This is a genomic window from Halomonas sp. NCCP-2165 (assembly GCF_023708045.1).
Taxonomy (GTDB): domain Bacteria; phylum Pseudomonadota; class Gammaproteobacteria; order Pseudomonadales; family Halomonadaceae; genus Bisbaumannia; species Bisbaumannia pacifica.
The window spans coordinates 1-12,882 of the sequence record NZ_BRCY01000021.1 but is presented as its reverse complement, the minus strand read 5'-3'; the positions used below and the strand labels follow the sequence as shown (position 1 = coordinate 12,882).

13 protein-coding genes are annotated in these 12,882 nt (G+C 68.0%); 8 read left to right on the top strand and 5 right to left on the bottom strand.

Features of this window, described 5'->3' with window-relative positions; genetic code table 11:
- Positions 1-135: 135 nt before the first annotated feature.
- Positions 136-1,605: a membrane-bound lytic murein transglycosylase MltF gene (gene mltF, locus NFU04_RS11630; RefSeq protein ID WP_251309594.1), complete on the top strand. Its 1,470-nt coding sequence runs from the start codon at positions 136-138 to the stop codon at positions 1,603-1,605.
- On the opposite strand, the gene tadA is transcribed toward mltF, so the two are convergent.
- Entirely contained in the window at positions 1,602-2,057 is a 456-nt protein-coding gene (gene tadA / locus NFU04_RS11625; protein ID WP_251309593.1) for a tRNA adenosine(34) deaminase TadA, read from the bottom strand. The genes mltF and tadA overlap by 4 nt on opposite strands.
- Positions 2,058-2,131: 74 nt before the next feature.
- Here tadA and NFU04_RS11620 point away from each other — a divergent pair, with 74 nt between their 5' ends.
- Entirely contained in the window at positions 2,132-2,959 is an 828-nt protein-coding gene (locus NFU04_RS11620; protein ID WP_251309592.1) for an acyl-CoA thioesterase, read from the top strand.
- A 34-nt stretch (positions 2,960-2,993) separates the two neighbouring features.
- Here NFU04_RS11620 and NFU04_RS11615 read toward each other — a convergent pair whose 3' ends face one another.
- Positions 2,994-3,641, bottom strand: a complete 648-nt coding sequence (locus tag NFU04_RS11615; RefSeq protein ID WP_251309591.1) for a DUF1722 domain-containing protein — start codon at positions 3,639-3,641, stop codon at positions 2,994-2,996.
- Positions 3,642-4,152: 511 nt separating this feature from the next.
- Between NFU04_RS11615 and NFU04_RS11610 the strand changes: the two genes are divergently transcribed.
- The gene (locus tag NFU04_RS11610) at positions 4,153-6,198 is read left to right on the top strand and encodes a putative bifunctional diguanylate cyclase/phosphodiesterase (protein WP_251309590.1); all 2,046 of its coding nucleotides are present in this window, start codon (positions 4,153-4,155) and stop codon (positions 6,196-6,198) included.
- Positions 6,199-6,665: 467 nt separating this feature from the next.
- Here NFU04_RS11610 and NFU04_RS11605 read toward each other — a convergent pair whose 3' ends face one another.
- A complete protein-coding gene (locus NFU04_RS11605; RefSeq protein ID WP_251309589.1) occupies positions 6,666-7,925 on the bottom strand; it encodes a Y-family DNA polymerase in 1,260 nt (419 codons plus the stop codon).
- Positions 7,926-7,983: 58 nt separating this feature from the next.
- A complete protein-coding gene (locus NFU04_RS11600; protein WP_251309588.1) occupies positions 7,984-8,421 on the bottom strand; it encodes a LexA family protein in 438 nt (145 codons plus the stop codon).
- 597 nt (positions 8,422-9,018) lie between these two features.
- On the opposite strand from NFU04_RS11600, the gene NFU04_RS11595 reads away from it, so the two are divergent.
- The gene (locus NFU04_RS11595; protein ID WP_251309587.1) at positions 9,019-9,357 is read left to right on the top strand and encodes an MmcQ/YjbR family DNA-binding protein; all 339 of its coding nucleotides are present in this window, start codon (positions 9,019-9,021) and stop codon (positions 9,355-9,357) included.
- A 152-nt stretch (positions 9,358-9,509) separates the two neighbouring features.
- On the top strand, positions 9,510-10,364 hold the full coding sequence (locus NFU04_RS11590; RefSeq protein WP_251309586.1) for an Nmad3 family putative nucleotide modification protein: 855 nt from the start codon (positions 9,510-9,512) through the stop codon (positions 10,362-10,364).
- 56 nt (positions 10,365-10,420) lie between these two features.
- On the opposite strand, the gene NFU04_RS11585 is transcribed toward NFU04_RS11590, so the two are convergent.
- A complete protein-coding gene (locus tag NFU04_RS11585) occupies positions 10,421-10,909 on the bottom strand; it encodes a MarR family winged helix-turn-helix transcriptional regulator (protein WP_251309585.1) in 489 nt (162 codons plus the stop codon).
- Between the two features lie 106 nt (positions 10,910-11,015).
- Between NFU04_RS11585 and NFU04_RS11580 the strand changes: the two genes are divergently transcribed.
- From NFU04_RS11580 to NFU04_RS11570, 3 genes are all read left to right on the top strand, one after another.
- A complete protein-coding gene (locus tag NFU04_RS11580) occupies positions 11,016-11,960 on the top strand; it encodes a DMT family transporter (RefSeq protein ID WP_251309584.1) in 945 nt (314 codons plus the stop codon).
- A 41-nt stretch (positions 11,961-12,001) separates the two neighbouring features.
- The gene (locus tag NFU04_RS11575; RefSeq protein ID WP_251309583.1) at positions 12,002-12,643 is read left to right on the top strand and encodes a nitroreductase family protein; all 642 of its coding nucleotides are present in this window, start codon (positions 12,002-12,004) and stop codon (positions 12,641-12,643) included.
- An 83-nt stretch (positions 12,644-12,726) separates the two neighbouring features.
- On the top strand, positions 12,727-12,882 hold a 156-nt coding region (locus tag NFU04_RS11570; RefSeq protein ID WP_251309637.1), incomplete at its 3' end, for a leucine zipper domain-containing protein.

Sequence of the window (12,882 nt, the reverse complement as noted above, 5' to 3'; positions counted from 1 at the left end):
GGCAGGATTGGGGCCGCGGCTGGCGGCGATCTGGCGCACATGATACTGGAAAGCGGGGCATGGAAGAAATCCACGGGATGACAGCCCGTCCCGGCGCCGTTATGGTGGGGCGGTCCGAGGCGACCCCGATCCCCTATGCACCGATCCCTGGCTTCCCATCTCTGCCGCCACTGGCGGGGGTATCTGCTGCTCTGCTGTGGCCTGCTGCTGGCCCTGTGGCCGGCACACCAGGCCTGGCGACCCGATGCTCGGCTGGCAAAGATCCGCGAACGGGCCTTCCTCAGCGTGCTGACCCGCAACACCCCCACCACCTTCTACCAGGGCCGCCACGGTCCCGCCGGTTTCGAGTACGAGCTGGTCCGACGCTTCGCCGATCACCTGGGCGTCAGCCTGGACATGGACCCGGATCATAGCCTCCAGGAGGTACTCGACGGGGTGCGCACCGGCGGCGCCGACCTGGGCGCCGCCGCCCTGCCCCTGGCCCCGGCGCAGGAGGGGGTGATCTTCACTCGCCCCATCCTCACCCTGCAGCCGCTGGTGGTCTATCGCCGCGGCCTGCCGCCGGTGCGCGAGATCGATGACCTGCAACGCCTCTCCCTGGCCACCCTGCGCGGGTCCGGGACGGCCCTGGCACTGCGCGAGCTGCAGGCCGAGCTGCCGGCGCTGAGCTGGCTGGAGACCGGCGACCTGGAGGTGGCCGACCTGCTGCAGCGGGTGGAGACCGGCAGCCTCGATGCCGCCGTGGTCTACGCCCACCAGTTTCGCCTCAACCGCCTCTTCTTCCCGGGCGTGGAGCGCGGCTTCCCCCTCGGCGAGCCGCTCTCCATGGCCTGGGCCTTCCCCGCCGCCAATGGCCTGGCCCTGCAGCAGGCGGCCAATGCCTTCCTGGCGACCCAGCAGGACAACGGCGAGCTGGAGGCCCTGGTGGCCCGCTACTTCGGCCATGATGACTACCTGGAGTACGTGGGGGCACGGCGTTTTATTCGCCAGACACGGGAGGTACTGCCCGACTATGCGCCGCTGTTCCGCGAGGCGGCCCGGAACACCGGCTTCGACTGGAAACTGCTGGCGGCGCTCGGCTATCAGGAGTCCCACTGGGACCCGCAGGCCACGTCCCCCACCGGGGTGCGGGGCCTGATGATGCTGACCCTGCCCACCGCCGACGAGATGGGCGTGGCCGATCGCCTCGATCCGGCCCAGAGCGTCGACGGCGGCGCCCGCTACCTGCGCGGCCTCATGGAGCGCCTGCCGGAGAGCATCGTGGAGCCCGATCGCCTGTGGATGGCCCTGGCCGCCTACAACGTGGGACTGGGCCACCTCTACGATGCCCGGCGCATCGCCGAGCAACGCGGCGGTGACCCGGACCGCTGGACCGATGTGCGCGAGGCGCTGCCGCTGCTGCAGAAGCGCGAGTGGTACAGCCAGACCCGCTACGGCTACGCCCGGGGCGGCGAGCCGGTGATCTATGTGCGCAATATTCGTCGCTACTACGAGATCCTCGACTACGTGGATCGCAGCCAGCGGCAGTTCTTCCAGCTCAACGCCCGCCGCCCGGACAACGGCGACGACGATCTCCTCTTCGATACGGTACCGCCGGTGCTTTAATCACGCCGCTCGGCGAAGAACGCCTTGAGCAGGCGCCGGGCCTGGCCGGCCAGCCGCCCCCCCTCCACCACCACGCGATGGTTGTGCCAGGGCTGGGCGAAGAGGTTGGCCTTGGACTCCACCATGCCGGTCTTGGGCTCGGCGGCGCCATAGACCACCCGCGCCAGGCGCGCGTGGATGATCGCCCCGGTACACATCAGGCAGGGCTCCAGGGTCACATAGAGGGTGCAGCCATCGAGGCGATAATTCTCGAGTCGGGCCGCCGCCGCCCGCAGCGCCTGGATCTCGGCGTGAGCGCTGGGATCATGGCAGCCGCAGGGGGCATTGTAGCCGGCACCGATGATCTCGCCTTCGGCATCCACCACCACGGCACCCACCGGCACCTCGCCGGCGGCCAGGGCCTGGCGGGCCTGATCCAGGGCCCGATGCATGTAAAAGTCGTCGCTGCGCATGGCGGGGCTCTCGGGTATCCTTAACAACATAAAACAATCGTATGACGAGCCACCCTACCGCAGAGGATAGCGCCATGACCAAGGCACTGGACGACCTGGTCGCCCTGCTCGGCCTGGAGATGATCGAGGAAAACCTCTTCCGGGGCCAGAGTCAGGACCTCGGCTTCCCACAACTGTTCGGCGGCCAGGTGCTCGGCCAGGCCCTCTCCGCCGCCACGCGGACGGTGCCCGGCGAGCGCCTGGCGCACTCCCTGCACGGCTACTTCCTGCGCCCCGGCGACGCCAAGCGGCCGGTGGTCTATCAGGTGGATGCGGTACGCGACGGCGGCAGCTTCACCACCCGTCGGGTCACCGCCATCCAGAAGGGCCAGCCGATCTTCTTCTGCAGCGCCTCCTTCCATGGCGAGGAGCCGGGCCACCATCACCAGTTCGCCATGCCCGAGGTGGACGACCCGGACACCCTGCTGGCCCGGGGTGCCAAGCTCCTCGACTTCGAGGGCCACCCCATCGAGTTTCTCCACCTGCCGGAATCCGGGACGGATGCCTCGCGCCCGGTCCGCAAGCAAGTCTGGTTCCGCCTGGCCGGGGAGCTACCGGACGATACCGCCCTGCATCGCTACCTGCTGGCCTACAGCACCGACTTCAACCTACTGACCACCAGCCTGGTGCCCCATGGCATCGAATTCGGCGACCCCAGGCTGCAGATCGCCAGCCTCGACCACGCCCTGTGGTTCCACCACGACCTCAGGGTCAATGACTGGCTGCTCTACGATATGGACAGCCCCTGGGCCGGCGGCGCCCGCGGCTTCGCCCGGGGCAACCTGTTCGACCGGCGAGGACGTCTGGTGGCCTCCAGCGCGCAAGAAGGTTTGACGAGGATTCGCCAGCCCAAGGGGCAATAGCGGTTCCCGATACGTCCCGGGGCGCAGGGCCGGGCTAGCGATCCATCTCCTCTTCCGGCAACCAAGCCGCCAGCTCGCCCAGGGCGGTGGACTCCAGCAGATAGGGCTGGCGGCTGTGCAGGGCCCGGTCCCGGGTCTCCCGCAGCAAGCGGGCCGAGGACCAGCCGTCGACCTCGCCCCTGGCCGGGGGCGCCACCTCGGCCACATAGCCCCACAGGTGCTGCACGGCATTGCGCAACCCGCCCGGCGTCGGCGCGGTCAAGAGCCACTCCGAAAGCTCCTGCGCCAGCGTCGTCGGCAGCACACCGCGTGGCAGGGCCGCCACCTCGCGACCGATCTGCTGGTAGCGCCGGGGACTGCGCGCCATCACCGAATACTTGTGCTGACGCCAGAGGCCCTGTGCCTGTAGAGGAGGCGGCAAGCGGCCCGGGGTTCGCCAGCGCCGGGCGGCGGCCAGCCAGGCCAGTTGCCCGGCGACCCGTTGCGGATCGAGGCGCGCCTCGCCGGGTACCGGGGGGCCACTCGGCAGTAACGCCACACGCTCACCGCGCCCCCAGAGCTCCGCCGCCAACCGGGCGCGACCTCCCGGGGTCGTGCCTCGCGCATGCCAGGCCCAGAGCAGCTCCCGCCGATTGAGATAGGCCGGGCTCAGGTCCCAGGCTTCGACACACCAGATGCTCATTGGCGACCTCCCGCCGACGGGACACTACGTAGACTTATCGCTGATTCGATAAAAGTTACATATTCTACTGTACTGAAATCAGATATAACCCTTGTCCGCGTATCCCCCCTCGGTTCGGGAGATGCCGGAGCCTCCCCGAGTGCGCTGAAGGACCAGTGACATGCTCTCGAACCTGGATAGTTCACTGCTGGGTGCCCTACTGCTTGGCCTCGCCGCCCTGTTGAGCCTGCACACCAGCCTGCGTATCTCCATGGCCATGCCATCTCTGGTACTCTCCCGCCGTCGTCGGCCATGGCTCATCGCTGGCGCCGCCCTACTCGCCTTAGGCAGCCTGGGTCTGTACACGGCGGGGCGCTCCTTGCTGGCCACGCTACCGCCGAAAGCCGCGCTACTCGGCGCATTCTGGCCCCTGATGGCGGCCGCGATACTGGTCCTAGCCCTTTCCGGGCGCTCCCGCGCCTCGACCCCCGCTTGCCTGCTGGCCGGTGCGCTTCTGGGCAGCGCTCACCTCATGATGCATTGGTGGCTCACTCCCGGGTATGCCTTCTCGCCCTGGCTGGCACTCCCGCTGGCACTCCTTACCCTGCTGCTAGGCAGCCTGACCTGCTACAGCCTGCGACTGACCCGAGGCGCCATCTTCAAGGAGCGCCTGCAGCTGGGAGGGCTCGCCCTGATCTTGCTGGCACTGCAGCCGAGCCTGGGCCTGGCCCTGATTCCCCCATCCCCACACGCCTCCTCACCGCTGCCCCTGTTGAGTCTCGCCATGGGGCTCAGTGGCGGGGCTCTGCTGACGTTGATGATGCTACGCCTGGAGCAGCACCTACTCGGTAAAGAGTCCCTGCACCACATGTCCAGCGAGCGCCTGCGCCATATCGTGGCATCCTTGGGGGATGGCATCCTTCTGCTGGACGACAAGGCGCGTATCCTGATGTGCAATGATACCCTTGCCGACCTTGTTGGACGGCCTCAACAGGCCTTGATCGGACAACCCGCCAGCCACTGGATAACCGCGAACGAGGCCAGTCTGCAACGCTGCCTGTCTCGAGCCGATGACCAGGATCAAGGCTCGCATGAGGTCGATATCCATCACTGCGACGGCGATACTTTTCCCGCCAGGATTGCTCTGCGCCGAGTCTGCTACAGCCACAGTGGGCGTCGTCACTATGTCGTGACCGTGACCGATATCCGAGCCCAACGCGCGGCTCAGAGCCGCATTCAGCAACTGGCCTACCGGGACTCCTTGACCGGCCTTCCCAACCGCCTGGCGCTGATGGAGCAACTGCTACAGCGCCTGGAGCGAAACGAGAGCGGCACCCTGCTGCTGCTGGATGTGGATGGTTTCAAGGCCCTCAACAATACCCTGGGCCAATCCATCGGCGATCAACTGCTCTGCCAGCTGGCGGGGCGACTCAAGGAATGGGTCGCCGACAAGCGCTTAATAGCCAGAATCGGCGGCAATGAGTTCGCCCTGCTTTTCCCGGGGCTTGGAGGCCAGGAGGCCGTGGACGCCGCCCAAGCCATACAGGATACCCTCAACGATACCTATCGCTTGGCTGGCCACCGCTATCTCTGCCGCCTCAGCGCCGGCCTCGCCGGCTTCGAGGTCGCCGATGGCGACGAAGCGGCTCTAGTGCGACGCACCAGCCTGGCCCTGACCGAAGCCAAGAAGCGGGGAGACTCCAGAGTACAGAGGTTCGATCCTGCCCTGGAGCAGGCCCTGGAAGGGCGCCTGCGCCTGGAGGTGGAGCTACGCCAGGCCATGACGGGCAACCAACTGCGCCTCTACCTGCAACCGCTGGTGGATCACCAGGGTCAACTGGTCGGTGCCGAAGGCTTGATCCGCTGGCAACATCCCGAGCGAGGCCTGGTACCGCCGGGACACTTTATCCCCTTCGCTGAGGAGACCGGGCTGATCTTGAGCCTCGGCCAATGGGTCATCGAGGAGGCCTGCCGCCGCCTGGGCACCTGGGCCACCACTCCCCACCTGCGCCAGCTGCGCCTGTCGATCAACATCAATGTCCAGCAGCTGCAGCAACCCGACTTCATCGAAGAGGTCTCGGCTAGCCTGCAGCGCCACGCCGCACCGGCTCAACGGCTGACACTGGAGCTGACCGAAAGCCTGCTGATCGATGAAATTGACTCGGCAGCCGCCACACTGGCCGGCCTGAGCAGACTGGGGATCAAGTTAGCCCTGGACGATTTCGGCACCGGCTACTCGGCTCTCGCTTATCTACAGCGCCTGCCCCTGGATATTCTCAAGATCGACCGCACCTTCGTGCAGCGCCTCGGCGAACAGCCGGAGACCCTGGCCATCACCCGGACGATTCTGCAGCTGGCCGAGGCGCTATCGCTCGAGGTCGTGGCGGAAGGCATCGAGACGCCGGAGCAGTATCTCGCCCTGGAAGCGTTAGGCTGTCGCATCTTCCAGGGCTACCTCTTCGGCCGTCCCCAGCCCCGGGAGGCCTTCGAGGCCCTGGCCAAGGGCAAGACCGCTGCCTATGCTCTCGAAGCGCCGGTGGGCCGCGATAGCTCAGTCGGTAGAGCAACTGATTTGTAATCCGTTGCAAGGCTTCCCCGTGGGATGCACACTCCAATGACACAGGGAGAATCTAACCGAATGACCCTTTAGGAGGGTGTAATGAGAGACCTGCGAGCGGTGCTAGGTGCCTCCCTGCTGAGTGCCATATTGAGTGGCTGTGCCGTCTACGCTGACGGCTATGGTGGTAGCTACCGCTACGATCCCCATCGGTCGGAGGTACCCAGTGGCCATCTACCACCACCGGGAGAGTGCCGGATCTGGTATCCGGATCGGCCCGAGGGACACCAGCCACCACCAGGACCATGCCATGAGCTGCGCTACCAGGTCCCCCCAGGAGCCAAGCTGATTCGCGGCTGAGTCGCCTTCAAAGGTGGTCGACAAAGTGACGACACCCGGGGCAACCACTGGCAGGAATTGGCAAGGCTGCCCAGGGTCTCGTAATCAGTAGGTCGGCGGTTCGACTCCGCCTCGCGGCACCAGCGCGCTCAGGCATGCACCCTGGGCAGCTCGTCCCAGCGGGTGGTGTAGCGGTCGCTGCGATTGGCGCAGCGCAACGCCCAGCCGCTGTCGTGGCGCGGCAGGCCCAGTCGCACCGTATCACGGCCCAGTTCCCGATTGACCCGGTCGAGGGTCGCCATCAGCCGGCGACGCCGCACCGTCTCGGCGCTCTCCTCCGCCAGCAGCCGCTCCTGAGGCGCCTCTGCTTCCACCAGCTCCATCAGCATCACTCCGCACTTCTGGTAGCGATAGCCTTCCCGATAGACGGCCGCCAGGGCCTGCCGAGCGGCCCGCAGCAGCTCGCGGGTGTCATCGCTGGGTGCCGCCAGGGTCACCAGGGCGGCATTGTGGTAGGCGCAGCGCCCCACCTGGAAGGGAGCGGTACGCAGGACGACCCGGACGACCTGGGCCAGGCTGCCCTGGCGTCGCAGCTTCTCGCCGGCCCGGGTCACGTGCTGGCGCAGCGCCTCATGAAGCTCATGGGCCGCCGTAGTGGGTCGCCCCAGGGAGCGTGAGACCAGCAGGTGTCGACGGGGCGTGTCCAGGTCATCCATCACGATGGCAGCATGGCCGCGCAGTTCCCAGACGATACGCTCCATCACCACCGACAGGGTTCGGCGAATCCGTGCCGGCTCGGCCTGTCGCAGGGCCCAGGCGTTATCGATCCCCAAGGCGGCCAGGCGCTCGCCGCTGCGTCGTGCCACGCCCCATAGCTCGGCCACCGGCAGCGCCTCCAGCAGGGCTCGGGTAGCCGGTGCCTGAGCGTCCAGATAACGAACGCCGCCGCCGTGCTTGGCCAGCCGATTGGCGAGCTTGGCCAATACCCGGGTCGGCGCCAGCCCGACACTTACCGGAATGCCGGTCTCGCGGCGTACCCGCTCGTGGATCTCTCGGGCCAGGGCCTCGGCCTCCGGCGGGCCGAAGCCACTCAGGTCGAGGAAGCTCTCGTCGATGGAGTAGGGCTCCACCGCCGGCGCCAGGGTCTCCAGTACCTCGTTGACCCGCCGAGACATATCGCCATAGAGGGCGTAGTTGCTGGAAAGCAACATGCACTGGCGGCGCAGCGCCGGCGGGATCAAATGTACCGGCGCGCCCATGGCGATACCCAGCGCCTTGAGCTCTTCGGAACGAGCCACCACGCAGCCGTCATTGTTGGAGAGCACTCCCACCGGACGTCCTTCCAGGGCGGGAGCGAAGGCTCGCTCGCAGCTGACATAGAAGTTATTGCAGTCCACCAGGGCGATCATCGGCGGCCTCCTTACGGCATCGACGCAGGCTGGCTGACGGCGTGCGTCCGGGCACTGATCACTGGCCCCCGGGCAGGGCATGCACCACATGAGTGACCACGCCCCAGACCCGGCAATCGCGTCCCGCCAGGGGAATCGGCGGAAAACCCGGGTGGCTGGCCACCAGGCAAGGCCCCGCCTCTCGCTGCTCCAGCCGCTTGACGGTGAGCTCCCCCTCCAGGGCGACGATCACCACCCGGCCGGGGCGTGGCTCGAGACTGCGATCCACCACCAGCAGGTCACCATGGTGAATACCGTCGCCTCGCATGGAGTCCCCCTCGGCGCGGACGAAATAGGTGGCGCTGGGGCGCTTTACCACATGGGCATGCAGATCGAGTTCGGTATCGAGGTGATCATCGGCGGGACTCGGGAAACCGGCCCGCACCCGGCAGCCCAGCAGGGGCAGCGGCGGCATACCGGACTCGGGACGAGCGCGCCTGGGCATGGATAGAGACATATCGCCTCCCGGCAAAGATACTGTATATAAACACAGTATCTTACACTGATTCGAGGTTCGCAACTGTTGCTACCGTCCAAGGCCCGTTCACGGAAGCCTCGTCAGGGGCACCTCCTCGCGGCTAAGCTGTCAGAGAAAGCGTCGTCATCGCCGAGCGCTGACGCCATTGCCCTTCGGGCGCCACCCAGGGCCCCGACTCAGGAAGGAGACGCTCATGGCACCCCTAGAGTATTTCGCGATTGGATTAGCCGCGGCCGGCATTCTCGCCATGGTCGCTCACGCCCATAGTCACCAACGGCGTCCGGCACGCCAGACGGTACGCATCCAGCCGCCGCGCCCCCAGCCACGCCGTCCCCGGCCCTAACCCCTCACCTCGGCCCGGCGCCGGCTCGGCGAGCCCATCCCGACGCCGGCCACCGAACTCTGGCTGCTGACCCACCCCGGCCTGCGGCGGGGGACGCGAATCCGAGCCTTTGTGAAGTTCATCGCCACGCCCCTGGAACGGTGGGGCGCGGCGACAGCCACGCCTCGCGGACAGGCCCCCTGGCACGATCTATCCTGAGAACGAGCCCCCTCCGGGGCGGCCGGGAGGCGCTGATGACGGAAGCCGAATTTCGAGCCCTGGCCCTGGGCCTGCCCGGGGTCGTGGAACATGCCGAGCAGGATCACCCCGACTACCGGGTCGGCGGCAAGATCTTTGCCCGCCTGGGTTACCCCGAGGCGAGCTGGGCCACCCTATGGCTGCCCCCCGAGGCCCAGGCCGAGATCGTCGCGACCAACCCCGGGACCTTTCGCCCGGCCCCCGGTGACACTCCCGGCCAGACCCGGGTGCGCCTGAGCGAGGCGCCCCATCCCCGGGTCCGCGAGGCCCTGATCGCCGCCTGGCGGGACAAGGCCCCGCGGCGTATCCGCGATCACTTCCGCGACCCGTTCTGAGCGTCAGTATGCCCTGAGCGTCTGGCGATCGGCTTCGCGATGAAGGCCCACGGCTACCGCCCCGACGGCCCCCGGCGAAGTCAGCGCCGGTCGATGGCGGTCGCGCCGCGTTCTGGTAGCATCTTGCCACCGAGGCATGACCGGGAGACGGCATGAAACTGATCCTGAGCCGCAAGGGCTTCGACTCCGCCGCCGGCGGCGTGCCGAGCCCCATCCTGCCGGATGGCCGGCTGCTGGCCCTGCCGATTCCGGATGCCGCCTCGACGATTCGTTATGACGATATCGCCGTCGATGGCGCCCCGCTGGCGAGCCTGGTCACGCCACTGACCCGCGGCAAGGTCGGGCCCGGGGACGGCGCCCACCTGGATCCCGACCTGATCGCCGACATGCTGCCCCGGGCGCCCGGCTGGCGACCGATCTTCGGCCAGAGCGGCCAGGCCCAGGGCCACCTGCGCAACCAGGGAGTCGGCCCCGGGGACCTGTTCCTGTTCTTTGGCCTCTTCCGGTGGGTCGAGCGCCACGCCACCAGCTGGCGCTGGGTACCCGGCACGCGGCCCTGCCACGCCATCTGGGGCTGGCTGCAGGTCGAGTCGCTGGTAGCGGTGGATCAGGCCAGGGAGGACGACTACGCCTGGGCGCACTATCACCCCCACTTCCGGCGCCGACCCGATCCCAATAACCTGCTCTATCTGGCCCGCCGACGCCTCGCCCTGCCGGGTCTCGACGCGGCGCTGCCCGGCGCCGGCACCTTCGCCGGCCTGACGCCGGAGCGACGCCTGACGGCCCCCGAGGCGGATCGCGTCTCCCAATGGCGGCTGCCCGCCTGGTGCTATCCGGGCGAAGACCGCCCACCCCTGAGCTACCACGCCAATCGCCAGCGCTGGCGAAAGCATGCCGCCCATACCGAGCTTAGCGCGGCGGCGCGGGGCCAGGAGTTCGTGCTCGACGGCGACGCCTACCCCGAGGCCCTGCCCTGGGCCGGCGAGCTGATTCGTCGCGGCGGCTAAGTATCCGGTCGCGCGCCCTCTCCCCCGCCCTTGCCTCGGCACCTGGGCGGCGTGGGCTACTCCGCCTCCAGGCCGTCGAGCAGCTTGCCGAGCAGCCGACTCAGGGTTTCCTGCTCCTCGCGGCTCAGGGCGGCGAGCAGGCGCGCCTCGTTGGCCACATGCCGGGGAATCAGCCGATTCATCAGCGCGAGTCCCTCGTCCGTCAGCGAGACCAGCACGCCGCGGCGATCCTCGGGGTTGGGCGAGCGCCGAATCCAGCCCGCCCGCTCCAGGCGGTCCAGGCGATTGGTCATGCCCCCGGAGGAGATCATCAGCGCCTCGAACAACTGGGTCGGCGTCAGCGCATAGGGGGCCCCGGCGCGGCGCAGCGAGGCCAGCACATCGAACTCCCCCGCCTGCAGATCATGCGCCTTGAAGAAGGCGTTCAGCCGCCCCTGGGTGATCAACTGGCTGGTCTTTAGATAGCCCACCACCTCCATGGGCAAGAGGTCCAGCTCGGGCAGTTCACGCTGCCACTGGTTTACCGCCTGTGTCACTCGGTTCATCGATCGGCCTCGTCGCGCTTGCCAACTATTAATCTCGATACTAAGATACTTTTCGAAAAGTCACTCGATACAAAGATACTTTATCACGAGCTACAGGAGCCGAATGATGACCAAGGTCAACGTCCAGCACAAGGGATCCCCTCGCCCCGGCCTCCAGGCGCTCGGCTGCCTGCTGCTGGTGGGTAGCTGCCTCGCCCTGTCGCTGACGGTCGCCAAGCTGGCCGACGATGCCGGCGCCCCGCGAATCAGCTTCCTGATGGTCGCCATGGCCGGCGCCGGCCTGGTACTGATGGGCCTCGCCGCGTTACGCCGGCGGCCGCTGGCCTTCGACCGCCGTGCCCTGGAGTATTCCCTGGTGGCCGGTGCCCTGCTGGCCCTGCCCAACGCCCTGGCCTTCGTGGCCATCCGCCATGTGGGCGCGGGCTTTATCTCGCTGAGCTTCGCCTTCCCGATCCTGATCACCTGGGTGCTGGCCGTCTGCCTGAGGCTCGAGCGCCTGCGGCTGCTGCGCTTGTCGGGGGTGGTACTGGGTCTCGGCGGCGGCCTGGTGCTGGCCGCCGCCAAGGCCGGCGGGATGAACGCCGCCCCGGGTTGGGCCCTGCTGGTGATGGCCATGCCACTGGTGATCGCCCTCGGCAATATCTACCGCACCCTGCGCTGGCCCGAGGGCGGCTCGCCGCTCTTCCTGGCGGCACTGATGCTGCTGGGCGGCGCCGTCACCCTACTGCCCCTGTCGCTGGCCCTGGAGCCCGGTCAGTTGCCGGTGCTGTTCAGCCGTGAGGCCGTGCTGCCACTGCTGGCGCTGGAGGCCACGGTCTTCACGGTGCTCTACCTCTTCTATTTCGTGCTGCAGAAGCTCGCCGGCCCCGTCTACCTGAGCCAGATCGGCGCCGTGGCGGCCGTGGTGGGCACCCTGATCGCGGTACTGGCCCTCGGCGAAGCACCGCCTCCCAACCTGGGTCTGGCCGCCCTGCTGGTGGTCGCCGGTAGCCTGCTGTTCCAGCGCGGCGCCCGGGCCGCCGCCCTCCCCACCGCGACAGCGACGACCTGAAGACGCCCGCGCCCCCTCCCACACGACCCCAAGGAGTGATCATGACCCTTATCGACGCCCTTAACTGGCGCTACGCCGCCAAGCGCATGACCGGTGCCAAGGTGCCCCCCGCCCAGCTCGAGCGGATCCTCGAGGCGGTGCGCCTGGCGCCCTCCTCCTACGGCCTGCAGCCCTATTCCGTGCTGGTGATCGAGGACCCGGCACTGCGCGAGCGCATCCGTCCGCTGGCCTTCGACCAGCCGCAGATCACCCAGGCCTCGCACCTGCTGGTGTTCGCCGCCTGGGCGAGCGTCTCGGCGGCCGAAGTCGACGACTTCCTGCGCCTGACCGCGGCGACACGGGGCCAGCCCCTCGCCGAGCTGGCGGGATATCGAGAGGCCATCCTCGGCACCGTCCAGGGCTTCCCCACCGCGGAGGCACGTTTCCAGTGGGCCTCCCGCCAGGCCTATCTGGCGCTGGGCACGGCACTGGCGGCGGCGGCCACCGAGCGGGTGGATGCCTCACCCATGGAGGGCTTCGATCCGGCGGCGCTGGATCAGTTACTGGGGCTCGAGGCGCGTGGCCTGCGCAGCACCGCGCTCCTCGCCCTGGGCTACCGCGATAGCGAGGCCGACCGCCACGCCGGCCTGGCCAAGGTGCGCTGGCCCCGGGAGCGGCTGTTTATCCCGCTGCCGGCCGGCTAGCTGTGATCTCTCGGTAGGTTGTTCATCCGGAGCCGACCCGGAAAACTGGGGGTGCGAACCAAACCAACCTCCAGGAGGCCCGGATGAACACCCATAAGAATGCCCGTCTCACTCCCCATGGTCGAGCCCTGCTGGTCCGCCGAGTCCTCGAAGAAGGGCTTCGCCCCGAGGAAGTTGCCCAGGCGCAAGGCGTCAGTGTGCGGACCGTCTACAAGTGGGTACGCCGCTTTCGTGAAGCG

Coding starts and splice junctions, on each gene's coding strand:
- mltF (WP_251309594.1), top strand. CDS start 136: ATGCACCGATCCCTGGCTTCCCATCTCTGCCGCCACTGGCGGGGGTAT.
- tadA (WP_251309593.1), bottom strand. CDS start 2,057: ATGCGCAGCGACGACTTTTACATGCATCGGGCCCTGGATCAGGCCCGC.
- NFU04_RS11620 (WP_251309592.1), top strand. CDS start 2,132: ATGACCAAGGCACTGGACGACCTGGTCGCCCTGCTCGGCCTGGAGATG.
- NFU04_RS11615 (WP_251309591.1), bottom strand. CDS start 3,641: ATGAGCATCTGGTGTGTCGAAGCCTGGGACCTGAGCCCGGCCTATCTC.
- NFU04_RS11610 (WP_251309590.1), top strand. CDS start 4,153: ATGATGCATTGGTGGCTCACTCCCGGGTATGCCTTCTCGCCCTGGCTG.
- NFU04_RS11605 (WP_251309589.1), bottom strand. CDS start 7,925: ATGATCGCCCTGGTGGACTGCAATAACTTCTATGTCAGCTGCGAGCGA.
- NFU04_RS11600 (WP_251309588.1), bottom strand. CDS start 8,421: ATGTCTCTATCCATGCCCAGGCGCGCTCGTCCCGAGTCCGGTATGCCG.
- NFU04_RS11595 (WP_251309587.1), top strand. CDS start 9,019: ATGACGGAAGCCGAATTTCGAGCCCTGGCCCTGGGCCTGCCCGGGGTC.
- NFU04_RS11590 (WP_251309586.1), top strand. CDS start 9,510: ATGAAACTGATCCTGAGCCGCAAGGGCTTCGACTCCGCCGCCGGCGGC.
- NFU04_RS11585 (WP_251309585.1), bottom strand. CDS start 10,909: ATGAACCGAGTGACACAGGCGGTAAACCAGTGGCAGCGTGAACTGCCC.
- NFU04_RS11580 (WP_251309584.1), top strand. CDS start 11,016: ATGACCAAGGTCAACGTCCAGCACAAGGGATCCCCTCGCCCCGGCCTC.
- NFU04_RS11575 (WP_251309583.1), top strand. CDS start 12,002: ATGACCCTTATCGACGCCCTTAACTGGCGCTACGCCGCCAAGCGCATG.